The organism is Macrococcus equipercicus (genome assembly GCF_024205945.1).
GTDB classification, from domain to species: Bacteria; Bacillota; Bacilli; order Staphylococcales; family Staphylococcaceae; genus Macrococcus; species Macrococcus equipercicus.
In genome coordinates, this window is the sequence record NZ_CP073809.1 from 720,759 (window position 1) to 747,607 (window position 26,849).

At 45.0% G+C, this 26,849-nt stretch carries 24 protein-coding genes and 1 pseudogene; 23 read left to right on the forward strand and 2 right to left on the reverse strand.

What is annotated here, in order from left to right; translation table 11 throughout:
• The first annotated feature begins 79 nt into the window (after nucleotides 1-79).
• The 12 genes and pseudogenes from KFV11_RS03750 (at nucleotide 80) to KFV11_RS03805 (ending at nucleotide 14,158) form a co-directional block, all read left to right on the forward strand.
• On the forward strand, nucleotides 80-1,231 hold the full coding sequence (locus KFV11_RS03750; protein WP_254250382.1) for a glycosyltransferase family 4 protein: 1,152 nt from the start codon (nucleotides 80-82) through the stop codon (nucleotides 1,229-1,231).
• Nucleotides 1,224-1,631, forward strand: coding sequence for a hypothetical protein (locus KFV11_RS03755; protein ID WP_254250383.1), 408 nt, complete (start codon nucleotides 1,224-1,226; stop codon nucleotides 1,629-1,631). The genes KFV11_RS03750 and KFV11_RS03755 overlap by 8 nt, the downstream gene beginning before the upstream one ends.
• A complete protein-coding gene (locus KFV11_RS03760) occupies nucleotides 1,609-3,291 on the forward strand; it encodes a glycosyltransferase family protein (RefSeq protein ID WP_254250384.1) in 1,683 nt (560 codons plus the stop codon). The genes KFV11_RS03755 and KFV11_RS03760 overlap by 23 nt, the downstream gene beginning before the upstream one ends.
• Before the next feature lie 135 nt (nucleotides 3,292-3,426).
• On the forward strand, nucleotides 3,427-4,227 hold the full coding sequence (locus KFV11_RS03765; RefSeq protein WP_149458181.1) for an ABC transporter permease: 801 nt from the start codon (nucleotides 3,427-3,429) through the stop codon (nucleotides 4,225-4,227).
• Nucleotides 4,228-4,257: 30 nt separating this feature from the next.
• Nucleotides 4,258-5,211, forward strand: coding sequence for an ABC transporter ATP-binding protein (locus tag KFV11_RS03770; RefSeq protein ID WP_254250385.1), 954 nt, complete (start codon nucleotides 4,258-4,260; stop codon nucleotides 5,209-5,211).
• A 23-nt stretch (nucleotides 5,212-5,234) separates the two neighbouring features.
• Nucleotides 5,235-6,407: a glycosyltransferase family 4 protein gene (locus KFV11_RS03775; RefSeq protein WP_254250386.1), complete on the forward strand. Its 1,173-nt coding sequence runs from the start codon at nucleotides 5,235-5,237 to the stop codon at nucleotides 6,405-6,407.
• A complete protein-coding gene (locus KFV11_RS03780; RefSeq protein WP_149458183.1) occupies nucleotides 6,397-6,687 on the forward strand; it encodes a hypothetical protein in 291 nt (96 codons plus the stop codon). The genes KFV11_RS03775 and KFV11_RS03780 overlap by 11 nt, the downstream gene beginning before the upstream one ends.
• Nucleotides 6,688-8,814: a glycosyltransferase gene (locus tag KFV11_RS03785; RefSeq protein ID WP_254250387.1), complete on the forward strand. Its 2,127-nt coding sequence runs from the start codon at nucleotides 6,688-6,690 to the stop codon at nucleotides 8,812-8,814. It abuts the gene before it with no gap.
• A 55-nt stretch (nucleotides 8,815-8,869) separates the two neighbouring features.
• A pseudogene (locus KFV11_RS11745) lies at nucleotides 8,870-9,880 on the forward strand (acyltransferase family protein); the annotation flags it as partial.
• Between the two features lie 204 nt (nucleotides 9,881-10,084).
• On the forward strand, nucleotides 10,085-10,858 hold the full coding sequence (locus KFV11_RS11750; protein WP_367305188.1) for an SGNH hydrolase domain-containing protein: 774 nt from the start codon (nucleotides 10,085-10,087) through the stop codon (nucleotides 10,856-10,858).
• Nucleotides 10,859-10,925: 67 nt separating this feature from the next.
• Complete coding sequence (locus KFV11_RS03800) at nucleotides 10,926-12,104, forward strand: glycosyltransferase family 4 protein (protein ID WP_254250390.1); 1,179 nt, start codon at nucleotides 10,926-10,928, stop codon at nucleotides 12,102-12,104.
• Nucleotides 12,105-12,334: 230 nt separating this feature from the next.
• Nucleotides 12,335-14,158, forward strand: coding sequence for a polysaccharide biosynthesis protein (locus tag KFV11_RS03805; protein WP_436970216.1), 1,824 nt, complete (start codon nucleotides 12,335-12,337; stop codon nucleotides 14,156-14,158).
• Nucleotides 14,159-14,176: 18 nt separating this feature from the next.
• Here the strand turns inward: KFV11_RS03805 and KFV11_RS03810 are convergent, their stop codons facing one another.
• Nucleotides 14,177-14,602: an RrF2 family transcriptional regulator gene (locus tag KFV11_RS03810; protein WP_254250391.1), complete on the reverse strand. Its 426-nt coding sequence runs from the start codon at nucleotides 14,600-14,602 to the stop codon at nucleotides 14,177-14,179.
• A gap of 132 nt (nucleotides 14,603-14,734) precedes the next feature.
• Here KFV11_RS03810 and KFV11_RS03815 point away from each other — a divergent pair, with 132 nt between their 5' ends.
• Complete coding sequence (locus KFV11_RS03815; protein WP_254250392.1) at nucleotides 14,735-15,877, forward strand: globin domain-containing protein; 1,143 nt, start codon at nucleotides 14,735-14,737, stop codon at nucleotides 15,875-15,877.
• Between the two features lie 42 nt (nucleotides 15,878-15,919).
• Here KFV11_RS03815 and folD read toward each other — a convergent pair whose 3' ends face one another.
• Nucleotides 15,920-16,786, reverse strand: coding sequence for a bifunctional methylenetetrahydrofolate dehydrogenase/methenyltetrahydrofolate cyclohydrolase FolD (gene folD / locus KFV11_RS03820; RefSeq protein WP_254250393.1), 867 nt, complete (start codon nucleotides 16,784-16,786; stop codon nucleotides 15,920-15,922).
• A gap of 201 nt (nucleotides 16,787-16,987) precedes the next feature.
• Between folD and purE the strand changes: the two genes are divergently transcribed.
• Genes purE through purH form a run of 10 tightly spaced genes read left to right on the forward strand, consistent with a single transcriptional unit; the run spans nucleotide 16,988 to nucleotide 26,847 of the window.
• Nucleotides 16,988-17,470, forward strand: coding sequence for a 5-(carboxyamino)imidazole ribonucleotide mutase (gene purE, locus KFV11_RS03825; RefSeq protein WP_254250394.1), 483 nt, complete (start codon nucleotides 16,988-16,990; stop codon nucleotides 17,468-17,470).
• Nucleotides 17,457-18,569, forward strand: coding sequence for a 5-(carboxyamino)imidazole ribonucleotide synthase (gene purK, locus KFV11_RS03830; RefSeq protein WP_149458190.1), 1,113 nt, complete (start codon nucleotides 17,457-17,459; stop codon nucleotides 18,567-18,569). Before purE ends, purK begins: the two co-directional genes overlap by 14 nt.
• Nucleotides 18,566-19,267 (forward strand): phosphoribosylaminoimidazolesuccinocarboxamide synthase, encoded by a 702-nt coding sequence (gene purC, locus KFV11_RS03835; RefSeq protein ID WP_254250395.1) that lies wholly within the window; start codon nucleotides 18,566-18,568, stop codon nucleotides 19,265-19,267. The genes purK and purC overlap by 4 nt, the downstream gene beginning before the upstream one ends.
• 2 nt (nucleotides 19,268-19,269) lie before the next feature.
• Nucleotides 19,270-19,530: a phosphoribosylformylglycinamidine synthase subunit PurS gene (gene purS / locus KFV11_RS03840; protein ID WP_149458192.1), complete on the forward strand. Its 261-nt coding sequence runs from the start codon at nucleotides 19,270-19,272 to the stop codon at nucleotides 19,528-19,530.
• On the forward strand, nucleotides 19,530-20,189 hold the full coding sequence (gene purQ, locus KFV11_RS03845) for a phosphoribosylformylglycinamidine synthase subunit PurQ (RefSeq protein ID WP_149458193.1): 660 nt from the start codon (nucleotides 19,530-19,532) through the stop codon (nucleotides 20,187-20,189). The genes purS and purQ overlap by 1 nt, the downstream gene beginning before the upstream one ends.
• Nucleotide 20,190: 1 nt before the next feature.
• Entirely contained in the window at nucleotides 20,191-22,365 is a 2,175-nt protein-coding gene (purL, locus tag KFV11_RS03850) for a phosphoribosylformylglycinamidine synthase subunit PurL (protein ID WP_254250396.1), read from the forward strand.
• On the forward strand, nucleotides 22,344-23,762 hold the full coding sequence (purF, locus tag KFV11_RS03855; protein WP_149458195.1) for an amidophosphoribosyltransferase: 1,419 nt from the start codon (nucleotides 22,344-22,346) through the stop codon (nucleotides 23,760-23,762). The genes purL and purF overlap by 22 nt, the downstream gene beginning before the upstream one ends.
• Before the next feature lie 2 nt (nucleotides 23,763-23,764).
• Nucleotides 23,765-24,790: a phosphoribosylformylglycinamidine cyclo-ligase gene (purM, locus tag KFV11_RS03860; protein WP_149458196.1), complete on the forward strand. Its 1,026-nt coding sequence runs from the start codon at nucleotides 23,765-23,767 to the stop codon at nucleotides 24,788-24,790.
• A 1-nt stretch (nucleotide 24,791) separates the two neighbouring features.
• A complete protein-coding gene (gene purN / locus KFV11_RS03865; RefSeq protein WP_149458197.1) occupies nucleotides 24,792-25,358 on the forward strand; it encodes a phosphoribosylglycinamide formyltransferase in 567 nt (188 codons plus the stop codon).
• Between the two features lie 10 nt (nucleotides 25,359-25,368).
• Nucleotides 25,369-26,847 (forward strand): bifunctional phosphoribosylaminoimidazolecarboxamide formyltransferase/IMP cyclohydrolase, encoded by a 1,479-nt coding sequence (purH, locus tag KFV11_RS03870; protein ID WP_149458198.1) that lies wholly within the window; start codon nucleotides 25,369-25,371, stop codon nucleotides 26,845-26,847.
• The last annotated feature ends 2 nt before the right edge of the window (nucleotides 26,848-26,849 follow it).

Genomic DNA, 26,849 nt, shown 5'->3' on the forward strand with positions numbered 1-26,849 from the left:
ATAAGTTCTTATGTGTTTATAGACATTAAAGCGAATGAATATGACTATTTGTACAGAAGCGCTCTTGGAGGAAATAGCAATGACAAAAGTATTGGTTGTGTGTAATGCGTATCCGTCTGATGAAAACATTTATCAGAACGGCTTCATCCATAGACGAGTAAAATCTTATCAGAAAAAAGGTTTTACAGTAGAAGTCTATTATTTGAAGCAGACGGCTCATGAAGAAGAGGAATATAACTATCACGATGTCAATGTGACAATGGGGAATGGAACACATTACAGCCAGTATATTCAGGCGCATCGCGAAGACTATGCGAGCTACCTGATTCACTTTATCAATCCTCTGATGTATTACCCGATCATCGAATATGTCACAAACCCTAAATTAGTCATATGGATTCATGGTTATGAGGCAGAGGCATGGCATAGAAGATGGTTTAATTTTCTTGCCAGTGTTGAAGAGCTGAAAGCCATTGTCGACAAGGCGACAGGTTATTACAAGGAGCAGCTTGAATTTATGAATGCGCTGTACAAAGAGCAGGACGTTGATATAACGTTCATCCATGTATCACAGTGGTTCAAAGATCATATCGCGGATGTCGACGGGAAGTTTGCACCACAGAACTACGAGATCATCCCCAATATAATTGATAGCAGAATATTTAATTTTAAGCAAAAACAGCGAGAAGGTAAACTGAAGATCTTATCGATTCGTCCTTATGCGTCACATAAATATGCGAATGATCAGATTCGGGATGCGATTCTTCTCCTGTCAAAGAAAACTTTTTTTAAAGAGCTTGAATTTCATATTTACGGGGAAGGGAAGCTGTATGCTGAGCTCACGGCTCCTCTTGTTCCGTTTGATAACGTTCATCTGCATAACACTTTCCTTCGTCAGAGAGAGATATCGAGTCTGCATAAGGCGTTTGATGTCTTCTTATGTCCGACCCGCCTTGATTCACAAGGTGTATCAATGTGCGAGGCGATGAGCAGCGGACTTGCAGTGGTGGCGACGGATATCTCTGCTATTCCTGAGTTTGTGGAGCATAATGTATCTGGACTGCTGGCAAAACCCGAGTCACCGGAGTCGATTGCTGTTCAGATTGAAAGGTTGTATAACGAAGCTGAACTGCTGAAGAATATTTCCTATCATGCGGCACTGTCCATCAGACGGAAAGCAAGTGAAGAAGTCGTAATCAACAAAGAATTGAAGGTGATTTTAGGTGGCTGATTATATCGACTGGAAAGCACGGTACATCGAACTGGAAGATCAGCTGCTTCAGATGATGGAGATGACGATCCATCTTATTGATAAAGAAGTACATCAGCAGAAGGCCAAAATCAGTGGATTAGAGACAACGTACGTCGATAGAGAGCTGACGGTGACGGTGAAATCTAAATCAGCCAATGCTCAATATTTATTTGAGCTGCTCAATACTGATAATGATGTACTGCTGAAGCAAGAGACAGGCTATAGAAATAACCATATATTCAATATTGAACAGCTTGATGAACCGTTCAAAGTCAGAGTGTCAATCCGAAACGAAGGACATGACAGTTATGATGATGTGAATGAATCAAAAATATTTAATGCAGAGGATGGCCAAAATGAAGAAAAAAGTGCTGATTAGTGGTCTTATCACTTCCAACCTATTAGATGAATCTGCTTTATTTCTGTCAAGAATCACTCAAGTTTTAGCGATGAACCGTGATGCAGAAATTGACCTTCTGCTGACAGCTCCTTTTGAAAAAAATACGGTTCTGAAGCAACTGCTGAACTATCCGAATATTCATCTTATTGATCCGTTTGAAGAAGCAAAGTACAGCGATTTTCATTTTTTCAGTGGAATTGATGTAACCGCACGGGGTGCAGCCCTGCTGATAGATTACACGCTGCATCAAAACGACTATGACATCATCATGATCGGCTCACTTGACGTAGGGCGCGAACTGGTGCGCATGGACAGCAGATTCATCGATCGTCTTTTAGTCAATGTAACCGGCATGACAAAAAACGGGAATGCCATCCCGGAAGAAATATGGCAGTTACTGCTGACTATTATTAGCGGCGGCGGCCGTCTGCTTTGTCAGACACAACAGATGATTCACTATCTGCACAGCGAGCTTCATATTGAGAACGAGAAGATGATTTATCTGAATCCGATGATTCCAGATAACCTTTACACATTTGAACAAATATTTACACCTCGGAAGCGCTATAATAGATTCAGTCATATGGATATCTTTTCTAGAGAAAGTGAGATTATCACACTGATTGACCAGTTCCGTATGTTACAGGAAACTTATCCTGAGGCAGCGCTTTATCTTGCTGAAGATGACACAGCTAAAACTCAAGAAATCCCTGAGCTCCTGCACGAGGTGCTGGAGCATGCATCAAACATCATCTGGATAAGTGGCCTGACACCGTCCAGCACTATTAATTTGATTCGTTTAAGTGATGTCGGTATCTTATATCGTAAAGATGACTTAAATGATTCTTTCGAACTTTCTCCGAAGCTGTTTGAATACTGTAATATGGCGGTACCACCGATTATCAATCGGAGTGAAATGCACGAAGCGATATTAGGTGCTGATTATCCTTATTATGCAGATGATGATGTAGAATTCTACAGTCAGATGGTCAAAGTGATAGAAGACCCTGAATTATATGAAGCAACTGCAAGAAAAGTATATGCACTCGCTAAGCAGTTCTCCTGCACAGCGACTTATCACAGGCTCGCGCCACATCTTTTCGGCATCCCGGAAAATGAGACAGACCAGCTTGTCAGCGAGGTGTTTCAAAAGCAGGAACCTATATTCAGAGAAGCGGACAGCATCTACTTCTTCCCGCTGGGTGAGAACGACATGCAGTTTATTGAGGAAGCGGCACGTCATGGACGTATTCTCTCTATGGATGTTAACAACGGCGTTGCACTTTGTCATGTGCAAGCCGGGGAGAGCGGCAGTATGAGTGATATGCTGAAGGCTGCCACCGAGCTCGCGTATTATACACATAGGAGTCACTTTGCTAAAGCTTCAGAAGATATCGGGCACTTTATCAAAGGGGCACCTCTGCCGATTGAACAGATACCTGCATCTGAACCTGCACCGGAAATTGAATATATAGAGCCGGGGCTCGTGTTAAGTCTTGAGACTGAAAATGCACAGCTGAAGAACGAACTGGCAGTCATCAAAAGACAGTATCAACGTTTATCATCTTCAAAGCTGGGCAGCATGCAGAAAAAATACTGGAAAATACGTAATAAGAAGAAAAATAAGAAATCTCGGTGAAAGAAATTATGGCGTATCGCTTTAGGTCAGTTTTTTTGACTTCCTGTCATAGGTAAGACCTTTACTTTTAATGGCGTACAGTATACTTTATAAGTAACAATAACTGAGAAGAGAAACAGAATGAGGGTTTAATAGATGAAAGAAGTATGGTTGATCTTAAAAGAACAGTTTGAAAATATGCATATGATTCGCAAACTTGCGATATATAATATGAAAACAGAGTATTCCAATCATTACCTGGGTATGTTCTGGAATATTCTGCAGCCGTTGTTCCAGGTGCTGATTTATTATGTTGTCTTCGGCATGGGGATGAGACAGGGCGGTACCGGTATGACTTATCTGCTTCATCTGATTTCCGGTCTTTTTCCTTGGCTTTTTATATCACAGTCTTTAAATATCGGTGCGAATGCCATCTATGCTCAGCTTGGACTCGTCACAAAGATGAAGTTTCCGTCGTCCGTCCTGTTATCCATATCCTTTACCAATACATTCATCAATCTGCTGTTCACGACGGCCATTGTTGTGGCTATGTCGTTGATCAATGGCTACAGAGGTTACATTCATTTCTTCGAATTTATATATTTCATTGTCGCGGCTTTTGCGCTTATTTTTGCGATCAACCTGGTGATGAGTACGCTTGTAATTCTGGTTCGTGATACAAGGCTCATTTTGCAGAATGTTTTAAGAATGGGTTTTTTCGTCACACCGATATTCTGGAATGTACATACTGCATCGCCCATCCTCCAGAAAATCGCTTCACTGAATCCATTTGCATTTTTAATCGGTATGTACCGCAATGCGTTTATTGAAGGCTCAGCACCTGTCTATGGCCACTTAGGCGATCATCTTTATTTTTGGAGCATCACGTTATTATTATTATTTATCGGTAGTCATATTCATTATAGATTCAAGAACCGTCTAATTGACTTTTTATAGTATGCTGCCAGCAGGAAATGAGGAAACAAAATGAGTAATGAAATGAACGAAGTAAATGCAACAAACGACATAAAAGTTAAAGTTGAGAATGTCACGAAAGTCTACGAAGTGAATCAGAATAAAAAGGACAAAATACTGTCTGTGCTGAAGTTCTGGCAAAACAATGACAGTGATAATGTGTACTACGCGCTCCGGAATATCAGCTTCGTCGTCAATGCAGGAGATAGTATTGGTCTTGTCGGCTTGAACGGAGCCGGTAAGTCAACCCTGTCCAATCTGCTCGGTGAAGTCACTGTGCCTACAGCAGGCTCCATTAAAATCAATGGCAGAAGCTCGCTGATCGCGATATCCGCCGGACTCAATAATGAGCTGACAGGTGAGGAGAATATCAGAATGAAATGTCTGATGCACGGGATGTCAGAGGCGCTGATCAATGAAAGGTATCAGGATATCATCCAGTTCTCAGAGCTCGGAGAATTTATCAAACAGCCGATCAAGACTTATTCAAGCGGGATGAAGTCCCGTCTCGGGTTTGCAATCGCTGTTCATACAGATCCTGACGTGCTGATTGTCGATGAGGCTCTGTCGGTCGGTGATGATACGTTCTCAAACAAATGTATAGAACGTATGAAGCAGTTTCAGGCGGAAGGCAAGACGATATTCTTCGTCAGTCACTCGGCTGAACAGATTCGTAAGATGTGTAACAAAGCAATCTGGCTGCACTACGGCGAAGTGAAAGCGGCAGGCGAATGCCAGTCTATTGTCAAGGACTATACGGATTTTGTCAAAGACTACAATCAGAAGACGAAGCCTGAGCAGCTGGAATACAAAGAGAAGATGTCACAGGCCCAGTATGCGCCGTATCAGGCGGAGAAAGAGAAAAGCAGCACGTCAATCTCCAGTCTCTTCTATCTCGTCTTACTCGTCATGTTTTTCGTCGGAAGCCTGCTCTCTCAGCTTCATATTATTAACTTCCTGAATTAATTAAAACTTAAATAGGTGATAAAATGAAAAACATTACAATGTTTCTCTGGAATAACTTCACCAATGATGCACGGGTGACCCGAGAAGGTTCAGCACTTGTTGAGGCAGGTTATCAAGTCACTGTCATTGCCAAACGTGAAGAAAATGAAAGAGAACTAGAGAAAAGAGAGCAGCTGCCGTCCGGCATCCAGGTGTATCGGAAGGATAAAGCCGAAATCAGTGTAAAAGCATTGAAAGCATCCACGCTCATGAAAAAGCATATTCCGAATGCCTTATTGATGTTTAAAATGATAGCGGCGGGATATAAAATTGACACGGATGTCTATCATAGTCATGATCTCAATACGCTCATTCAAGGGGTCGTCTGCGCAAAGTTACGACCGCGAAAACGTACCCTGGTCTTTGATTCACATGAAGTCAACACGAGCCGGACAAACTATAGTGCTGGACTAGTTTACAAAGTGGAAAAGTTTCTGCTGAACTTCGTTGATCATACGATAGTGGAGAATGAAACACGGGCAACGTATCACGAAAGATTATACGGTGATAGACCGATGTCACTGCATAACTACTCAGAATACTACGATATCAGCGAGGTGCCGGCAGCTGAACTTGCCATACCGGCTGATAAAAAGATTCTTCTTTATCAGGGCGGTCTGCAGCAAGGCCGCGGTCTGCCTCTACTGATTGACGCATTTAAGGAAGCAGATGTAGATGCCGTTCTGCTCATGGTAGGTGACGGCAAGATCCGTCAGCAGCTTGAAGAGCAGGTCAGGACACTCGGTATCAGTGATAAGGTTATCTTTACCGGCCGTGTTCCTTATGAACTGCTGCGGGCTTATACGAAGCGAGCTTATATCGGTTTTCAAATTCTGCAGAATACAAACTTCAATCATTACTCTGCCTCATCGAATAAGCTGTATGAGTATATGATGGCGCATGTGCCGGTCATAGGAACGAATATGCCGGAGATACGCCGCGTTATTGAAGCGGAAAATATCGGTCTGGTCATCAGTGAATCTGATAAGAACGAGCTTACAGCAGCTATTCGATATGTTATGACCCATCCTGAGAAACATGCAGAGTGGGTACTGAATAATGAACACGCAAAAGATATATACAACTGGGAACAGGAAAAAGCCAAGCTTCTCAATCTTTATAAAATTATAAACGTGGGTGAGAATAATGGAGAGTGAAGAACTGAAAGGACTGCTGATTCAGAGTCTTGAATCAGAGAAGAAAACCTTGCAGCAGCTGCATATGCGTGACCGTGAAATTGAGAAACTGAAAGGACTGCTGATACAGAGCCTTGAATCAGAGAAGAAGTCGCTGCAGCAGCTGAATATGCGTGATCTTGAAATTGATAAGCTGAAGAAGAAAGTCTTGCTGCATGAGAGAAGAATGGAAAAGATTAAACGTCAGCCTGTTATCAAGCTATTATTAAAAATTAAATCTTTTGTCAAAGGATTGAAGTAAATGCAGAACAGCAGAGTAAGAGTCAAAGAAATCAACCGGGTTCTAGCCGCACTTAAAGAAGGTCAGCCCCTGCAGCCAACAAAATCCGAGCGTTTTATAGAGAAGGATTATCAGCCGGGATTGTCCATCATTATTCCGATGTACAAGAGCGCGCCTTTTATTGAGCGTCTTGTTAACAGCCTGATCCACGTGATTTCAGAGAGTGTGCCGTATGAAGTGGTGTTTGTTCTGAACGGTACCGAAGAAACTGTTGCGCTTGACCAAGATCTGCTGGAAAAAGCGCTCTCCAGCAGCCGGCTGAACTATTCCATTCTGCTGTCCGAACAAGGTGCAGGGAAAGCGAGAAATGCCGGTATAAAGGCAGCACGGTACAGTCATTCCCTGCTGCTGGACAGTGATGATACGTTATCGCCGGGCATTATTGATCAGCTGGAACCTTATCTTTCTCCGACAGCTATCACAGTGTTTGAAATTCATGATATACACACGGAAAGTGACAGCGGCAGCAATGTCATTCAAGAAGAGGTTAAACCATTTTTCGGCCAGACGACAACTGAGTACTTTAAAATCATGAAGATTTTATCGATGAATGGGGCAAAAGTGATTCCGTCTTCTTATCTCCTCAACACGCTTTATGATGAGAACTTGAGAAGTGGGGAAGACATCGTCCTGATGATGTCCATCATCACTAAGTTCATGCCTGAAGTTATCATAGTCCCGGAACATACGGCAGTCTATCATCGTTATATTGTTGATAATTCTGTCAGCCGCGTTGCGATGAGCTATGACTTCAATGTCCAGCAGCGTTTTGAAGTGATCCGTCTCCTCGGTGATCTGGCTGATGAAGCAGATGCGGAGATAAGACAGCTGATTCTTAACCGGATGGATGCACAGGCGGGCTTTGTCTCGCGTTATCTTATGGTGCACCCAGAGGACTACAGCCGTGTGATTCAGCTGTTTCAGACGCTGGACTGTGATTATATTCCTTACGGAGCTATTAACAGAAATAATGTCAGAACGCTGTATATCGGCTACTGTTTCACGCCATATGCCGATACGAGCGGCATTGTACTTGCCAAACGTATCCGCGAGCGCTGTCAGCCATGTGACGTCATCTCGAATGATATGTCAGCCGTCCGTACAGTTGACTATACATTAAACCAGATAGCAGAACCGTTTATTTATCAACATTTCGAGCTGCCGACAAAACCTTCTTTTAGCAGCTGGAGTGTAATTGAGAGCTTTGTCACACTTGGTGAGAGAAAAGTTAAAGACCGTAAATATGATGAGATATATTCACGTGTTCTCTGGCCGGGCAGTCATTTTCTGGCATTCAAGCTCAAGATGCAGCGTCCGGAAATAAAATGGACAGCAGAATTCTCAGATCCAGTGCTGCATGATATTAAGAACAACGAGCGCGAAGCGCCACTTCACAGCAAACAGCTGCATAAATTGTTCGGCAAGATAGATAAGCGCTGGAAGTCTTATATCGACAGCAATCTGTTCAATATGACGGAGATCATCGCCTTTGCAGAGGCAGATGAGATCATCTTCACAAACTACAGTCAGATGTTCAGTATGTGTGAACGATTCAAGGAACCTGAACTCAGACAGATTATTACAGAGAAGGCGGTTATCAAGACGCATCCTGTGGCAGAACCATCATTCTATCAGCTGGAGCAGTCGCTCATTCAGCTGGATCAGGACTATTTCCATATCGGTTACTTCGGCAATTTCTATGAGACAAGAGGACTGCAGGAAATTATCTCGCTGATCCGGGAGCCGGAGCAGGTGGCAGCGCTGAATCCAAAATCACTGCCGCTTAAGCTTCATATCTTCACCTCTAATCCGAAGCAGTCCAAAATGGAGCTGAGAAAGCATGGACTCGGCCGTAGTGTCGAAGTCTATCCTTATCTCCCGTATTTGGAGTTTCTGAATATGACGACTCATCTGGACGCTTTGCTAGTAATGGATGCCCATACGAAAGAATATAAGCGAATTAATCCTTACTTGCCAAGTAAGCTGAGCGACTATCTGGGAAGCAATACTCCAATCATTGCTTTCACGGAAAGAGATAGTCCTATGAGCAGATTAAAAGACGCGAATTTATTAAAAATAGAACTATAATGTCTGGGCAGTGTCTTAAAACACTGTCCCTTTAAATGACAAGCGGAGGATTAGAATGAAAAACGAAGAAGTAAAAATAAAGAAAAAATTCCGCCCGGAAATTGAGGGGTTAAGAGCAGTTGCTGCTATTCTGGTTGCTGTCTATCACATTTGGTTCGGACGTGTATCAGGCGGTGTCGATGTATTCTTTGTCGTATCAGGATTTCTGATCACTACCAGCTTACTATCAAAAGTCAGACGGACAGGAACAGTGAATTTCTTTGATTTTATCTTCGGTTTACTAAAGCGGTTACTGCCGTCAGCATTTTTTGTATTGTATACTGTGATTATTTTCAGCTATATATTTATTGATCAGTCTCAATGGGTGCAGATTATCAAAGAGGTGTTTGCATCATCTTTTTATTATGAGAATTGGCAGCTTGCGTTAAGTGCGACCGACTATTTAGATCAGAGCAACGAAAAAAGTCCGGTGCAGCATTTCTGGGCTATGAGTATTCAAGGGCAGTTCTATCTCATCTGGTTCTTAATTTTTACGTTTGCCATTAAATTCTTTAATAAAAACATAAGAAAAACGCTGGCAGTCTTTTTCACACTACTATTAATAGTCTCTTTTGCATAATCTGTCTACCTTACTCAAGTCAATCAGCCTTGGGCTTATTTTGATACTCGTACTCGTGTATGGGAGTTCGCAATGGGTGCACTTCTCTGCTTAACCATTACAAAAATCAAGCTGCCGAAAATATTAGCTGCAATAGGCGGCTGGCTTGGTCTAATCATGCTGGTGCTCTGCGGTGTACTATTTGAAGTATCAACTATGTTTCCAGGTTACATCGCTTTAGTTCCTACTTTAGCAGCAGTATTGATTCTTGTTTCTGGTGAAAACGAAAGCGGAAAAGGTGCTGAGAAGTTCCTGGGACATCCTATCATGGTTAAATTAGGTGCGTTGTCATATGGTTTTTATTTATGGCATTGGGTTATTCTTACTTTCTACAAAGAGATTTACAATATTAAGCAGGTCAGTCTGCTGCATGGTATTTTGATTATTGTTCTTTCTGCGTTCTTATCCTGGGTTGTAACATTGTTGGTGGAAAAACCGATTAGAAATCTGAAAATTAATCATCAGTCATTTAAAATGTTTGCCATTCTTTTAATTATTTTGTTACCGGTTGTCTTAACCAACGGTTTATGGAAATACAAAATTGAGACAGATTCAAATAAATCTGAAGTTCTTATCGGCTCAGATGATTATCCGGGTGCCCGAGTCTTCGATATGAAAAAGATCGATAAGAAACCTTATTTACCTACCGCTGCAAATATTTCCGATGACAAAGCTCTTCCTTTTACAGATGGCTGTCAGCAGAATCTCGATTCCGCTGAAGTGAAAATATGTGAATACGGAGCAACTAAAAATTATGATGCCACTGTAGCCTTGGTCGGTGGCTCACATTCGACGCACTGGCACAGTGCATTGCTGAAAATAGCGGAAAAACACAATATCAGACTAGTTAATATGACTAAAGCAGGTTGTCGTCTATCTACAGGTAAAGAAGGGCTGCCTAAATGTGATGAATGGAACGAACATATCATTGGAAAAATTGCAGAAGTCAAACCGGATTTAGTTTTTACGACAGCAGAAATATCGTATTTTAATATTAAAGAAGTGCCTCAAGGGTATATCGAACAGTTTGAAGCTTTAAATAAATTAGGTATTCAAGTATTCGGTGTTAGAGACACCCCATATTTCAGAAACCATGTTCCTCGCTGTATTGAAGAGTTTGGACGCGATAGCAAGGAATGTGCGATTGAAAAAGTGCTGGTCGTTCCGGACGTAACAGATTGGTCAAAACTCAAGAATCCTCCTGCAAATGTTCACTACTATGACTATACAGATCATATTTGTCCGGATACTCTCTGTAGACCTGTTATAGGTAATGTAGTCGGCTATTATGATACAGGTCATCTGTCGGTCTCATTTGTCAATACGTTGGTCCCTTATATTGAGGAAGACTTAATACCACTGCTGAATAAGGTGAAAAAGAAATAAAGCGGGACGCACATGCGTTGTCTGGAAATATTATAATAAACTTACTATATAAAAAGGTGAGAAGTACATGAAGCTATTACTCGTGACACAGAATTTCTATCCAGAAATAGGCTCGGGAGCAAATCGGTTTAGAAATTTATATAATCATTTATCGAAGACACATGACGTCGATGTTCTGACGACACATCCAGCTTATCCAAATGAACGTCTATATCAGGATAGTAAGTTCTGGTACGATGACGGTATTAATCAGTCATCAAACATCAAACGGCTTAACATGATGACCAGTAAGCAGCACAAGTCAATAGTAATGCGTCTTCTGTACTATTTTGAGCTAGGATACAAAGTACGAAATATCATCAAGCATCAGCAGGATAACTACGATATTCTCTATGTGACCTCACCTAATATCTTTATGCCATGGGCAGCGTTTTTCGGTCAGAAGCATATAACAAAGCGAGTGCTTGAAGTCAGGGATCTATGGCCGGATTCACTGATTGGAATAGATAAATTAAGAACATTCAAGTTCGTCTTCCCTGTGCTGAAGCTGCTCGAAAAACGTATGTACCGTGCTTCCGACATCATCATTATCAACAATGAAGGTTTCAGACCACATATTTCCAAACTTGCACCAAAAGTCAGACAATACTATTTTCCGAATGCCTTTAATCAGGATGAGATTCAGTTCTCGGACGTTACTGGAGACTTCAAGGTCATCTATACAGGCAATATCGGCTTTGCGCAAAGTTATAATCAGCTGATAGAGGTTGCCAAAGGATTGGAAGAACGCCGTATTTACTTCAATGCAGTGGTCTACGGCATAAATGCTCATCAGTTCATTCGTTATATAGAAGAACATGACTTTAAGTATGTTAAAGCTTATTCAGAGAAAAGCCGGTTAGAATGCCTGGAAATGATTAAAACACATAATGTCCAGCTATCATTGCTGAAAGAGACGGAAACGTTCATGAATGTGCTGCCGGGTAAGATCATTGACGGTATCGGCTGCGGCGTACCCGTCGTAACTAACCTCGGCGGCTATGCGAATGGGCTGATAAACGATAATCGGGTGGGCTATGCAAAAGAGAAGGCGACGACAGAAGAAGTACTTAAGGCGATAGAAGAGATTAAAAATGACCGAAAACTTGAGGAAAGCATGCGTGACAATGCACGGGAGCTTGTTTATAAGGAATTTCTCTGGAACAAGAACATCATTGAACTTGAGAGAGTGTTAAGCGCTGAATAACTAAGCATAGCAGTATATAAGACTTTTGTGCTGAAGCTCACTATTTTAATTAATAAGTAGCATGTACTGCGTTTAAAGCATAAGGTTTACTCACCTTAATTTGAAGGAGACAGAATAAAAAACCATTTCATTTGTTATTTCCAGTCATTGCCTTATCCGTGGAAGTAATATAATATTAATTAAGTCGAAGTGATTTCCTGTTCATCAACATGCGGCTATTACATTTCATCATGACATTACTGGAGGTATACATATTGTTGTCCATCACTGCAAAGCAAAGACTTGTCACCTTGCTCATTATTGACTCCATCATTGTGAGCTTATCGGTTTTCGTCGGGTTTTATGTGCTCCAACCATTCTTTGAAGGCTACACGATTAAACTTCTGCTGTTATCTTCTCTTATTTTATTGATTTCTCATCATGTTTCAGCGCATCTTTTCAATCTATATCACAGAGCGTGGGAATATGCGAGTGTCAATGAACTGCTGATGATTGTTAAAGCAGTCAGCCTCTCTATTGCTGTGACAGCTGCCATTGTGCCGCTGTTCACTCATAAACCGCCTTTTCTACGTCTTTATTTTATCACTTGGATGATGCACTTAATTTTAATCGGTGGTTCAAGAATTTTCTGGCGCATTTACAGGAGAGCGTTCATTGACAGCACGATCAAGAAAAAACCGACGCTCATTGTCGGCGCGGGCCGCGGTGGTTCGATGCTGATCAGACAGATGTTGTCGACACCTTATATGGGGATGGAACCAGTCACGGTTGTTGATGACGATAAAAACAAGCAGAACCTCTCGATCTATGCGGGAGTGAAAGTACAGGGGTATGTCAAAGATATCCCGGAACTGGTGAAAAAGTACAAAATCAAGAAAATCATTATCGCTATCCCGACGCTGACACAAAAACGACTGAAGGAAATCAGTGAACTATGCGAAGGACTTGGCATTGAAGTTTATCGTATGCCGAACATTGAGAATGTCATGTCAGGTCAGCTGAAAGTCAGTGAAATCAAAAAGGTGGAGGTCGAGGACCTGCTCGGGCGTGATCCCGTCCATCTTGACATGGCGATGATATCAAAAGAACTGACCCATCAGACGATTTTAGTGACTGGTGCCGGTGGTTCTATCGGTTCAGAAATCTGTCGTCAAGTATGTAAATTCAGTCCGGAGCGCATCATTCTGCTCGGCCACGGGGAGAACAGTATTTATACGATTCATCAGGAGTTATTTAATACATATGGGGAAACGATTGATATCGTTCCGATCATCGCAGATATTCAGGACCGCAGCCGGATGTTTCAGATTATGGCTGACTATAAGCCGTATATGGTTTATCACGCTGCTGCCCATAAACATGTACCGTTAATGGAGTACAATCCCAAAGAGGCCATCAAAAACAACATTCTCGGCACTAAAAACACTGCCGAGGCGGCCGGTGCGGCCGGTGTCAACAAGTTCGTCATGGTATCGACAGATAAAGCCGTCAATCCTCCGAACGTCATGGGAGCGACGAAGCGGATCGCTGAGATGGTCGTGCAGAGTCTGAACTCAGAGTCAAATGTTACGGACTTTGTCGCTGTCCGTTTCGGTAATGTTCTCGGTTCACGAGGGTCTGTCATCCCGCTGTTCAAACGCCAGATAGAAGTAGGCGGTCCCGTCACAGTCACACATCCTGACATGACCCGCTATTTCATGACCATCCCTGAGGCTTCACGACTTGTGCTGCAGGCAGGTGCGCTTGCTGAAGGCGGGGAAGTGTTCGTCCTTGATATGGGGGAACCCGTGAAGATTGTCGACCTTGCAACAAACCTCATTCAGCTGTCCGGCTATAAAGTCGAAGATATCGGCATTGAGTTCAGCGGCATTAGACCGGGTGAGAAGCTGTTCGAGGAACTACTGAATGAGGATGAGATTCATCCGGAGCAGGCTTATGAGAAAATTTACCGCGGCAAAGTAGCTGCGGTGAGCAGAGAACAGGTGGATAGTATTATCAATGACCTGCTGACTGGTTACACAAAAGAAAAAATCATTAACTATACAAACAGATAAAAAGGAAATTGAGTGCCTTCACTCAATTTCCTTTTTTTTACGAATATAGCCTGGCGTGACATCGGCGACAGTATATTGGTCAAGCACATTGATATAAGACCACAGCGCTTCGCCGAGCACAGCCTGCAGCCCGCAGTGCCCGATCAATGGACACGTATTGGTTTCCGGATTGAAGCATTCCACTAACGTGAAGTTCTCTTCCGTCTGTCTGATTAAGGCGCCGACATTGATCTCTTCCGGCTGCATCTTCAGCATAATGCCGCCGCCGCGTCCTCTGATGGAAGTGATATATCCAAGAAGCGCAAGGTTATGAACGACTTTAGTCAGATGGTTTTTAGATATATTATAAAATTTTGCGATTTCATCTATTTGTGTCAGCTGGTCCTGTCTGGCTAGATACATGAGCACACGCAGCGAATAATCTGAGTATAAAGTTAATTTCATGAGTACTGACTCCTTTGACTGTCTGCTATTAATTGTTACAGAATAACAAACAAATTGCAATTCTATTGTCATCGGCAGCAAATCATATTATATTAAAGATGTATTTAATATATATCTTTAGGGGGAAAAGTCATGTTATCGCAACAGACAAGAGAAATCATTAAAGCGACTGTACCTGTACTGGAACAGCACGGCCAAGAAATTACCACGGTTTTCTATGCTCATCTGTTTGAAGCACATCCTGAGCTGCTGAATATTTTCAATAAGACAAATCAGCAGCAGGGCAGACAGCAGGCTGCGCTGGCACAGACGGTACTAGCGGCAGCTAAACACATCGACCACCTGGAAGCGATTGTGCCGAATGTCAATCAAATCGCTCATAAACATCGTGCGCTGCAGGTGAAAGCGGAACATTATCCAATTGTCGGCGAGCATTTAATCTATGCGATTAAAGAAGTTTTAGGAGATGCGGCGACGCCTGACATCATCACGGCATGGACAGAGGCTTACGGTGAGATTGCGGATGTCTTCATTCAAATGGAAAAAGCATTGTATGAAGAAGAAGAGTGGCATGACTTCAAACCGTTTAAAGTGACAGCGATCAAGCGGGAATCAGCACATATCAAGTCATTTACAGTCAAGCCGGTGAACGACATAAAGTTGAAAGCTGTAGTGCCGGGTCAGTATATTACTGTAAAAGTACATCCTGAAGATGAGCAGAATGACATGCTGCGTCATTATTCCATCTGCACGCACGATGTAACAGACGGCATTCAATTCGCTGTTAAACGCGATGTCGCGGGTGCTCAAAAAGGCATTGTCTCTAATTATCTGCATGACAAAGTCACAGTAGGCGATGAACTGCTGTTATCAGCACCGGCAGGCGAGTTTACATTGCAGTCTGCTGACCAGCCGCTCGTCTTTTTAAGCGGCGGCGTCGGTATGACACCGCTTATGGCGATGCTTCAGTCATCAGCTGACAAGCAGGTGACATTCATCCATTCAGCGTACAACCGCGCAGAAGTACCGTTTAAAGATGAAATCACAGCCTTTCACGGTCAAGAAAACATCCAGTTCTACTTCAACTACTCTGAAGAAGCGGGTAGATTGACAGCGGACAAACTGCGTCAAGTGATGACAGGCAATGAAGCGATTTATATGTGCGGCAGTGTCAGCTTCATGGAAAGTATGCTCGTTATTCTCGATGAACTGGGCATCGACCGGACAAATATTCATTTTGAGCCTTTCGGTCCGAAGATGAGTATCACAGCTTAATCCAGCGTTTACTACATGAAATGAGCCACCTGATCAGGTGGCTCATTTTTTGTTGTGCCTTTGTTGTTTAGTGCGCTGTGCTGCAATGAGCGTATTGTTGAGGACCATCGTGATAGTCATCGGACCCACACCGCCAGGGACCGGTGTAATAGCGCCTGCGACTTCTTTGACGTCGTCGTAGAGCACATCGCCCTGCAGTCTGCCGTCTACAACAGTATTGCCGACATCGATAACGACGGCCCCCGGTTTGACATCTTCTTTAGTGACAAGTCCCGGCTTACCGACAGCTGAAATAATGATGTCGGAACGCTTCAATGTCTCTTTTAAGAACCGGCTTCTTGAATGGAGCAGTGTCACGGTCGCATTGCTGTCAGTCAATAGCTTCGCAACAGGCTGACCGACAATATGACTGCGCCCGATGACAGCGACCTCTTGACCTGTGAGGTCACTGTCTGCATGTTTCAGCAGTTCCATGATGCCGAGTGGTGTACATGGAATAAATGTCTCCACTCCTACATAGAGACGGCCGATATTGACAGGATTGAAGCCGTCTACATCTTTTTCAGGTGCGATGGCCTCGAGTATATGCGTCTCATTGATCTGCTGAGGCAGCGGTACCTGGACAAGAATACCGTGAACAGTCGGATCCTCGTTTAACTTTCTGATCACTGTCAGTACGTCTTCTTCTGAAGTATCTTCAGCCAGTCTGATGATGTCTGATGACATACCTATTTTTTCAGCGGCCTTTTTCTTGGAAGTGACGTAGCTTAAGCTCGCCCCGTCATTACCGACGAGTACAACCGTTAAGTTGGGAGTAATGCCTTCCGCTTGCAGCGCGGTTACTTCACTTTGTAAGTTCGCCCGGTAATCCTGAGCAATCTTCTTTCCGTCTAAAATTTTTGCAGTCATTTATAATCCTCCTTATTTCGAACATTTTTATTATATCACAACATAATTAAAGTCTAAATACGAACGAAAATCAAATTTTAATTTAAAAAATATAAAAATGTCCGTATATTCAATTGAAATCATACTGGGATGTTGATATGCTATACAAGTAATATACACTTTATCAAATGGCAACATCAAATGTATGGGAGCTGAAAATCAATGAAAGTAGCTGTTGTTATGGGTTCGTCATCTGACTGGGAGACGATGAAAGAAGCCTGTATAATGCTCGACGATTTTAATATACCTTATGAGAAATCGGTCGTCTCTGCACATCGGACGCCTGTCGAGATGGTAACCTTTGCTCAGAATGCCAGACGAAATGATATTGATATCATTATTGCGGGTGCAGGCGGTGCGGCGCACCTGCCCGGCATGATTGCTTCACTGACAACGGTGCCGGTCATCGGCGTGCCGATTGAAACGAAAATCTTAAAAGGACTTGATTCGCTCTTGTCTATCGTGCAGATGCCGGGCGGGATACCGGTCGCAACGACAGCAATCGGTAAAGCAGGCGCGAAAAATGCAGGTATACTTGCAGCACGTATACTGAGCCTGAAAGACGAACGATTGATTGAAGCATTAGACAGTTATGAGCAGTCACTGGTCAGGAAAGTAGAGGCGATGCAGCATGAACTCAACTAAACTCACTATCGGCAGCACAATCGGCATTATCGGCGGCGGCCAGCTCGGGAAGATGATGGCCCAGTCGGCACAGCGCATGGGCTTCAAGGTCGCTGTTCTTGATCCGGATGAGACTTGTCCCGCAAGATTTTCAGCGCATCATTTCATTCATGCCTCTTACAATGATCTGACGGCACTGACGAAACTCGGCGAACTGTCTGACAGTGTGACTTATGAATTTGAGAACATTGATGGCGAAGCACTCGCAGCCTTGACTGAGAACTATAACGTGCCGCAGGGGTCGGCAGCGGTGATCACACTGCAGAACAGGCTGTCAGAGAAAGATGCGGTGGCAGCAGCCGGCGCACAAGTCGTACCGTACGTTCCAGTCGATGACGCAGCAGCACTGGAGACAGCGGCAGAGCAGCTGGGCTTTCCCTTTATCCTGAAGACAGTTTTTGGCGGCTATGACGGTAAAGGTCAGTATGTGGTCAAAGCAGCTGAACAGCTTGAGTCAGCCCGTGAGTTCATCAGCAGTGGCCTCTGTGTCGCTGAGCAGATGATTGATCTTCAGTCAGAAATATCGATTACAGCGACAGCTGCTGCAGACGGCAGTGTTGTATTTTTTCCGGTGCAGGAAAATGTGCACCGCAACCAAATATTATACAGAACGACAGTCACAGGCACACATCGGCATCAGCAGAACGCCATCAATGAAGTGAAGAAGATCATGGCAGACATCAAACTCATCGGCACATTCACAGTTGAGTTCTTCATCGATCAGGAGGACAAGCTATACGTCAATGAGATTGCACCGAGACCGCATAACTCAGGACATTATTCTATAGAAGCTTGTGATTATTCCCAGTTTGACACCCATATATTAGCCGTCGCAGGATGGGGCCTGCCGGAGCAGATTACGCTGCATCAGCCTGCTGTGATGTATAATTTGCTCGGACAGGATCTGGATGTTATGGCGCATGTATTCAGCGAGCATCCAGAGTGGCATGTTCATGTGTATGGCAAGGAAGTGCGCAAGCATGACCGTAAGATGGGCCACGTCACTATTTTAACTACAGCCAATGACTACGAGACTATTTATGAGGAGCAGATGAAATGACTTTAGTCTATGAAGGGAAAGCAAAGCGTGTATTCACTACGGAAGAAGACGGGGTATACCGCATTGAATATAAGGATGAAGTGACAGCGGGCAACGGGGCTAAAAAAGACAGCATGGCGGGCAAAGGACGTCTGAATAACCTGATCACATCGAAATTTTTCGAAAAGCTGAATGAAGAAGGTTACGCGTCGCATTTCATCAGCAGGCTGTCAGAAACAGAGCAGCTTGTCAGAAAAGTTGACATCATCCCACTGGAAGTAGTCGTCAGAAACAAGGCGGCAGGTTCGATTGTTAAACGTCTCGGCCTGACAAAAGGCCAGGCATTTGAAGTGCCGATCGTTGAGTTCTACTATAAGAACGATGAACTGAACGACCCGATTATTACTGAGGATCATGTGAAGCTGCTCAACATTGCTGACGATGAAGAAATCAAAGCATTAAAAGAGCAGGCGCTGATTATTAACCGCATTTTAATCAGGCTGATGGAGCAGATGAACTTATCACTCATCGACTTTAAAATTGAATTCGGCAAGGATAAGGACGGAACTATTCTGCTTGCTGACGAAATTTCACCGGATACTTGCAGAATCTGGGATAAGGCGACAAATGAAAACTTTGACAAGGACGTCTACCGTGAAGACACAGGTTCACTGATTGATACGTATACCGCATTTTATAATAAACTGGAGGCTCTTTAATAATGAAAACGATTGAACTCTTTATAACTTTACAGCGTCAAGTACTCGACACACAAGGTCAGACATTAACGCGTGCAGTCCATGATTTAGGCTATCCTGAGGTCAATGATATCCGTGTCGGTAAAGTACTTTACATGACAGTGGACGAGGCATCAGATGAAGCGGTGGATAACATTGTCAGAACATTGAGTGAGAAGTTATTTGCCAACACAGTCATTGAGGAATATTCGTACAATGTAATCGAGGCAGAGGAGACTAACTGATGAGACTTGCGGTCATTGAATTTCCAGGTTCGAACTGTGACAGAGATATGCTGAATGCGGCGATAAACACTGGCATGGAAGCTGTTTATGTAGATTACAGAGAGACGTCGCTCGCTGGCTTTGACGGCGTATTGATACCCGGCGGTTTTTCATTCGGTGATTACTTGCGCTGCGGCGCGATGGCACGTGTAGCTCCGGTTGTCAGTGAAGTGAAACGTCTGGCAGACGAGGGCAAACCTGTACTTGGTGTGTGCAACGGCTTTCAAATATTGACGGAAATCGGATTATTACCCGGGGCATTACTTCATAACGAAAGTCACCGCTTTATCTGCAAGGATGAACATTTGAAGATCCGTAACACCACGAAGTTCACTCATCTTTATGAGGACAATGAAACAGTCGTCTATCCGATTGCGCATGGCGAAGGAAGTTATTACTGTTCACCGGAAACATTGACAGAGCTGAAAGACAATCAGCAGATTGTACTGACTTATGCAGAAAATCCGAACGGCTCAGTAGAAGATATCGCAGGAATCGTCAATCGTGCAGGTAATGTCCTTGGGATGATGCCGCATCCGGAGCGCGCCATGGAGACACTGCTCGGGTCTGATGACGGCAGACGATTATTTCAATCTATTCTAGAAAGCTGGGGTAAGTAATATGGCTAAGTTTTTGGAACCAACAGCACAAGAGATCAAACTGAATCATGTTTATAGAGATATGGGACTGACAGACGAGGAATATGACAAAGTCTGTCATATTCTTGGCCGTCAGCCGAACTATACAGAAATCGGTATTTTCTCTGTGATGTGGAGTGAACATTGTTCTTATAAGCATTCAAAGCCGTTGCTCAAGCAGTTTCCGACGACAGGAGACCGCGTGTTGATGGGACCAGGTGAAGGTGCAGGAGTTGTTGATATCGGTGATAATCAGGCGGTGGTCTTCAAAGTGGAATCTCATAATCACCCGAGCGCTATTGAGCCTTATCAAGGAGCAGCGACTGGTGTCGGCGGCATTATCCGTGATATTGTCTCAATCGGTGCCCGGCCAGTGCAGCTGCTTAACAGTCTCCGCTTCGGCGAACTGGACAGCAGACAGAATCAGCGGCTGTTCCAGGGGGTTGTCGCGGGTATTAGCGGCTACGGCAACTGCATCGGCATTCCGACAGTTGCCGGCGAGATTGAGTTCGATTCGCGCTATGACGGCAACCCGCTGGTCAATGCGATGTGCGTTGGTATTATTGACCACGATAAAATCCAGAAAGGGACAGCAAAAGGCGCAGGCAATCCGGTTATTTATGTCGGTCTTAAGACCGGGAGAGACGGCATCCACGGAGCAACGTTTGCCTCTGAGGAGCTGAACGAATCATCTGAAGCCAAACGCCCGTCTGTTCAGATTGGCGATCCTTTTGTCGGCAAGAAGCTGATGGAAGCGACTCTCGAAGCTATCACTTATCCTGAGCTTGTCGGTATTCAGGACATGGGCGCTGCAGGACTGACATCATCTTCTTCTGAGATGGCTGCTAAAGGTGGTTCCGGTATGCATCTGACCCTGGAGAAAGTACCCGTCAGAGAAGCAGGTATTTCTCCTTATGAGATGATGCTGTCAGAGACACAGGAGCGGATGCTGCTCGTTGTTAAGAAAGGAACAGAACAGAAGTTTCTTGAGTTATTTGAGCATCATGAGCTGGACAGTGCAGTCATTGGTGAAGTCACTGATACGGACCGTCTTGTACTGACTTATGACGATGAAGTATATGCAGATATTCCAGTGCAGCCGCTGTCTGACGAAGCACCGGTCTACGTGCTTGAAGGGATAGCGGTCCACCGCGAAGTGACACATGATTACAGCATGATTGATGCGGAAGAAACGCTGCTTCAGCTGCTGAGTCATCCGACGATGGCGTCTAAGTACTGGGCTTATTCCCAGTATGACCAGCAGGTCGGCGCCAACACGATCATCAAACCCGGCCTGTCAGCTGGTGTGACACGTGTTGAAGGAACAACAAAGGCGATTGCCTCGACGATTGACGGTGAAGCACGCTATGTCTTCAGCAGCCCGTATAACGGCGGTAAGATGGTTGTCGCAGAAGCATACCGTAACTTGATTGCAGTCGGCAGTGAGCCGCTGGCGATGACTGACTGTCTGAACTACGGGAGTCCGGAAAAACCTGAGATTTATCACCAGCTTGCAGAATCAACGCGCGGCATGGCAGATGCCTGCCGTGTGCTGAATACACCGGTTGTATCAGGTAACGTCAGTCTGTACAACGAAACAAAGGGCGATGCTATTTTTCCGACACCAGTTGTCGGTATGGTCGGACTGATTGACGACATCAGTTTTCTGCATCATTACCATCCGACAGCCGGCGAGAATATTTATCTGCTGGGTGAGACAAATGACGACTTCGGCGGTTCCCAGCTTGAGAAGCTGCTGTATGACGACGTTGCAGAACAGGAAGAGACAATTGACCTTGAACAGGAAGTGACGCGCGGTCAAGCAGTCCGTGACGCGATCCGTGCGGGCAGTGTATCCCATGCCCAGTCACCTGGTAAAGGAGGCCTTGCTGTTAAACTGGCGCAGCTTGCTGCCTACTTTGAGACAGGTATTGACGTGACTGTTGAATTATCAGCTGCGCAGCTCTTTTCAGAAACACCGGGACGCTATATTTTAATCGCAAAAGAGCAGCCGGTTGAAGGTGCAGTGAAAATCGGTACATTTGGTACTGAACAGCTGACGATCAACTATAACGGCGGCACGATTAATTATGACGTCAAAATGATCAGTGAGACATGGAAAGGGGCTGTTTCAACATGTATGACATCCGCGGTCTAAATGAAGAATGCGGCGTGTTCGGCATATGGAATCATCCTCAGGCAGCACAGCTCACTTATATGGCGCTGCATAGTCTGCAGCACCGGGGACAGGAAGGGGCAGGCATTGTCTGCTCAAACGGCGAAAATATTTTCGGCGCACGCGGCATGGGTCTACTGCCCGATGCAATCAGCCAGATTCAGCTTGAATCGCTGTCAGGTTACACAAACGCGATCGGACATGTCCGTTATGCGACGACCGGTGCGTCTGAGCTCTCCAATGTGCAGCCTTTTATATTCAAGCATTCAAAAGGAGACCTTGGTCTTGCCCATAACGGTAACTTGACCAACGCCCGTCAAATCAGACTGGCGCTGGAAGATGCAGGATCGATATTCCAGACATCAAGCGATTCTGAAGTGCTGGGGCATCTGCTGCTGAAAGCACGGTCAGCGAGCGAGACTGCGAATTTAAAGGCGGCACTTAACATGATTAAAGGGGCTTTCGCCTTTTTAGTACTGCGGAAGGATAGTCTCTCTGCAGCGCTGGATAACCACGGGGTGCGTCCGTTAATGCTCGGCATGGTGGACGGCGCTTACTGCGTGGCAAGCGAAACGTGCGCTTTCAATGCTATCGGTGCGACGTATATTCGTGACGTCCGGCCGGGTGAAGTGCTGACGTTCACTAACGACGGGCTTGTCGAAGATAATTACTCGCAGTATAGAGACAGTAAACTATGCTCGATGGAATACGTCTATTTTGCAAGACCAGATTCAGAGTTCAACAGGCATTCCGTCTATAATGTCAGAAAAGCACTTGGCGAGCAGTTAGCGAGAGAGATGTCCGTAGATGCCGATGTCGTCATCGGCGTGCCGGATTCATCACTGCAGGCTGCGATGGGGTTCTCGGACTATTCAGGCATCCCGAATGAACAGGGTCTGCTGAAAAACCGTTATATCGGCCGGACCTTTATCACACCGAACCAGGAGATGCGGGAACGTGCTGTACGGATGAAACATGCACCGATCCGTGATGTCATCGCAGGAAAACGTGTCATTGTCATCGATGACTCTATCGTCCGTGGAACGACGAGCAAGTACATCGTCAAAGCTCTGAGAAATGCCGGCGCAAAAGAAGTGCATATGGGCATCTCATCACCCCCGCTTAAGCATCCATGCTACTACGGCATTGACGTATCCACTCACGCAGAGCTGATTGCCGCTTATCAGTCAGTCGAAGCAATAAGAGCAGAGATTGAAGTCGACTCACTCAGCTATTTATCTGTCGAAGGAATGCACGACGTTTACCGGAGACACGGCTCACATGGTGAATGTGATGCCTGCTTCACGGGGAATTATCCGGTTGAAATTGTGGATCATCTGCTGCCGGAAGAAAAAGAAAAGAAGACGAAAGGGGTATAGCGATGTCTGAAGCATACAAAGCGTCAGGAGTCGATATCCATGCTGGATATGAGGCTGTGGAACGGATGAAAAAGCATGTCGCGCGCACGATGCGTCCTGAAGTGCTGGGAGGACTTGGAGGATTTGGTGCAGCGTTTGATCTCTCAGCGCTGAACATGACGTCACCGGTGCTTGTCTCTGGAACGGACGGTGTCGGGACGAAGCTTCGGCTCGCGATTGATTATAGTAAGCACGATACGATAGGGATTGACGCTGTTGCCATGTGCGTCAACGACATACTGACAACCGGTGCGCTGCCTATTTATTTTCTTGATTATTTAGCGCTTCACTCAGTAGATCCGGTAGTGGTGGAGCAGATTGTCAAAGGGGTTGCTGATGGCTGCAGTCAGTCGGAATGTGCGCTCATCGGCGGCGAAACAGCAGAAATGGGAGAAATGTATCATCCAGGGGACTATGATATCGCAGGATTTGCTGTCGGTGCGGTTGAAAAAAGTGATTATATTACCGGTGCAGCGATTACAGCAGGAGATGTCATTATCGGCCTGCCATCAAGTGGTATTCATTCTAACGGCTACAGTCTTGTCCGTAAAATCATTCATGACTCAACAGCTGACCTTTCACAGAAGTTCGGCGACCGGACACTGCTTGATGTACTGATTGAACCGACCCGCATTTATGTGAAGCCGGTGAAGGCACTGCTCGCGGCACATTCCATTAAAGGGATGTGCCACATTACAGGCGGCGGCTTCATCGAAAATATACCGAGAGTGCTGCCGGATAAACTCGCTGCAGTGATTGATGTCACGTCCTATCCGTGCCCGCCTGTCTTTGACTGGCTGCAGAAAGAGGGCGGACTGGACCGCGCTGAGATGTATAATGTCTTTAATATGGGCATCGGCTTCTGCATCATTGCAGCTCATGAAGAAAGTGAAGCCATCATTCAGTCACTGAACGATGCAGGCGAACAGGCGTTTGTCATCGGTACGATTAAAGAACAGCAGTGCCCGATAGAACTGACGGGGGTATAGCATGAAGAACATCGCGATTTTTGCCTCAGGTAACGGCTCGAATTTTGAAAAAATTATGGAGAACATAGAAGTCGGCTATTTAGACCATATTCATGTCACCGGTCTTTATACCGATCAGCAGGACGCCTTCGCAATCGAACGTGCCCGCAGATTCCGTCTGCCGGTTCATGTCTTCAATATGAAGCGCTATGATAATAAAGAGCATTATGAGACGGCCATCTTAAAGCAGCTGCACCGCGATAAAGTGGAGTGGCTCGTGCTTGCAGGTTATATGAAACTAGTCGGTCCGACGCTGCTTAATGCCTATGCAGACCAGATCATCAATATCCATCCGTCCATTCTGCCGAGTTTTCCCGGGAAAAATGCAGTAGGCCAGGCGCTCCGCTACGGCTGCCGTGTGAGCGGCGCGACCGTCCACTATGTTGACAGCGGAATGGACACCGGGAAAATTATCGACCAGATGAGCTGCCCGATCTATCCGGATGATACGGAGGAGACATTGCAGCTCAGAATACAGAACCTGGAATATGAACTATATCCGAGAGTTATCAAGACTATTATTTCCTAAGGAGTTTATCATGAAAAAAGCATTGTTAAGCGTTTCAGACAAAACAGGGATTGTCGAATTTGCGAAAGAGCTGAGCGCTCTTGATTATGAGCTCTATTCAACCGGCGGTACAAAGAAGACTTTAGAAGCCCATGACGTAGCTGTCAAATCAGTGAGCGAGCTGACACAGTTTCCGGAGATTATGGACGGCCGTGTCAAAACACTGCATCCGCATATTCACGGCGGCATACTTGCAGACAGAGATGTGCCGGAACACCTGGAAGCTTTAAATGAACTCGGCATAGAGCTGATAGATTTAGTAGTCGTCAATCTTTATCCGTTCGAACAGACTGTGGCACGTCCTGATGTGACAGAAGAAGAAGCCATTGAAAACATCGATATCGGCGGGCCGACCATGCTCCGTGCGAGTGCGAAAAATTTCAAGCACGTGCTGACAGTTGTCGATCCCGCTGACTACGCTGCAGTGATCGATAAGATCAAGCATGATCAAGCTGACTATCAGTTCAGAAAATCACTCATGCTCAAAGTGTTCGATCATACGAATCATTATGACGCAGCTATCGTCAATTTCTTCTCTAATAAAGTCACGACACTCAGATACGGCGAAAACCCTCAGCAGGCAGCCCGTTTCGTGAAAACTTCAGCTGCCCCGAATACAATCGCCGGTGCACGTCAGCTGCACGGCAAGGCATTAAGCTACAATAACATTAAAGATGCCGACGCAGCACTGCAGCTGGTCAAACAGTTCAGCGTGCCGGCAGCAGTAGCAGTGAAGCATATGAATCCTTGCGGCGTCGGTACAGGTGAAACCATCGCCGAGGCGTTTCAGCATGCCTATGAAGCGGATGACCAGTCGATATTCGGCGGCATTGTCAGTCTGAACAAAGAAGTCGACAAAGAAACAGCAGAGCAGCTGAAAGCAATCTTTCTGGAAGTGGTCATTGCACCTTCGTATTCGTCTGAAGCACTTGAGCTGCTCACTCAGAAGAAGAACATCCGTCTGCTGGAAGTACAGATGCACGGCGACGAAGAAACTGAAGAGTTTGTCTCGGTATCGGGCGGCTATTTAGTGCAGGATAAAGATCAAAAAGTATTATCTCCGGATGAGATGACAGTTGTGACAAAAGCACAGCCGACCGCTGAGCAGTGGCAGGCAATTGAACTTGGATGGACAGTTGTCAAGAGCGTCAAAAGCAATGCCATTGTACTTGCAAACGATAAACATACGGTCGGTATCGGCGCCGGCCAGATGAACAGAGTCGGCTCTGCAAAGATTGCGATCGAACGTGCGGCAGCCATTGATGACCACGTCATTATGGCGTCAGACGGATTTTTCCCGATGAGTGACACAGTGGAAACAGCAGCACTCGCAGGCATCACATGCATCGTGCAGCCGGGCGGCTCTATTAAGGACCAGGAATCTATTGATATGGCTGATAAACACGGCATTGCAATGGTAATGACCGGCATGCGTCATTTCAAACATTAGGA

Excerpts from the sequence above, each read along its gene's own strand:
- KFV11_RS11750 (WP_367305188.1), top strand. The coding sequence starts at position 10,085 with ATGAAAAAGATCGATAAGAAACCTTATTTACCTACCGCTGCAAATATT.
- purK (WP_149458190.1), top strand. The coding sequence starts at position 17,457 with ATGAACTCAACTAAACTCACTATCGGCAGCACAATCGGCATTATCGGC.
- purH (WP_149458198.1), top strand. The coding sequence starts at position 25,369 with ATGAAAAAAGCATTGTTAAGCGTTTCAGACAAAACAGGGATTGTCGAA.
- KFV11_RS03760 (WP_254250384.1), top strand. The coding sequence starts at position 1,609 with ATGAAGAAAAAAGTGCTGATTAGTGGTCTTATCACTTCCAACCTATTA.
- purN (WP_149458197.1), top strand. The coding sequence starts at position 24,792 with ATGAAGAACATCGCGATTTTTGCCTCAGGTAACGGCTCGAATTTTGAA.
- KFV11_RS03785 (WP_254250387.1), top strand. The coding sequence starts at position 6,688 with ATGCAGAACAGCAGAGTAAGAGTCAAAGAAATCAACCGGGTTCTAGCC.
- purM (WP_149458196.1), top strand. The coding sequence starts at position 23,765 with ATGTCTGAAGCATACAAAGCGTCAGGAGTCGATATCCATGCTGGATAT.
- purQ (WP_149458193.1), top strand. The coding sequence starts at position 19,530 with ATGAGACTTGCGGTCATTGAATTTCCAGGTTCGAACTGTGACAGAGAT.
- purS (WP_149458192.1), top strand. The coding sequence starts at position 19,270 with ATGAAAACGATTGAACTCTTTATAACTTTACAGCGTCAAGTACTCGAC.
- KFV11_RS03800 (WP_254250390.1), top strand. The coding sequence starts at position 10,926 with ATGAAGCTATTACTCGTGACACAGAATTTCTATCCAGAAATAGGCTCG.
- KFV11_RS03780 (WP_149458183.1), top strand. The coding sequence starts at position 6,397 with ATGGAGAGTGAAGAACTGAAAGGACTGCTGATTCAGAGTCTTGAATCA.
- purC (WP_254250395.1), top strand. The coding sequence starts at position 18,566 with ATGACTTTAGTCTATGAAGGGAAAGCAAAGCGTGTATTCACTACGGAA.
- purF (WP_149458195.1), top strand. The coding sequence starts at position 22,344 with ATGTATGACATCCGCGGTCTAAATGAAGAATGCGGCGTGTTCGGCATA.
- KFV11_RS03750 (WP_254250382.1), top strand. The coding sequence starts at position 80 with ATGACAAAAGTATTGGTTGTGTGTAATGCGTATCCGTCTGATGAAAAC.
- folD (WP_254250393.1), bottom strand. The coding sequence starts at position 16,786 with ATGACTGCAAAAATTTTAGACGGAAAGAAGATTGCTCAGGATTACCGG.
- KFV11_RS03775 (WP_254250386.1), top strand. The coding sequence starts at position 5,235 with ATGAAAAACATTACAATGTTTCTCTGGAATAACTTCACCAATGATGCA.
- KFV11_RS03770 (WP_254250385.1), top strand. The coding sequence starts at position 4,258 with ATGAGTAATGAAATGAACGAAGTAAATGCAACAAACGACATAAAAGTT.
- purE (WP_254250394.1), top strand. The coding sequence starts at position 16,988 with ATGAAAGTAGCTGTTGTTATGGGTTCGTCATCTGACTGGGAGACGATG.
- KFV11_RS03815 (WP_254250392.1), top strand. The coding sequence starts at position 14,735 with ATGTTATCGCAACAGACAAGAGAAATCATTAAAGCGACTGTACCTGTA.
- KFV11_RS03765 (WP_149458181.1), top strand. The coding sequence starts at position 3,427 with ATGAAAGAAGTATGGTTGATCTTAAAAGAACAGTTTGAAAATATGCAT.
- KFV11_RS03810 (WP_254250391.1), bottom strand. The coding sequence starts at position 14,602 with ATGAAATTAACTTTATACTCAGATTATTCGCTGCGTGTGCTCATGTAT.
- KFV11_RS03805 (WP_436970216.1), top strand. The coding sequence starts at position 12,335 with ATGACATTACTGGAGGTATACATATTGTTGTCCATCACTGCAAAGCAA.
- purL (WP_254250396.1), top strand. The coding sequence starts at position 20,191 with ATGGCTAAGTTTTTGGAACCAACAGCACAAGAGATCAAACTGAATCAT.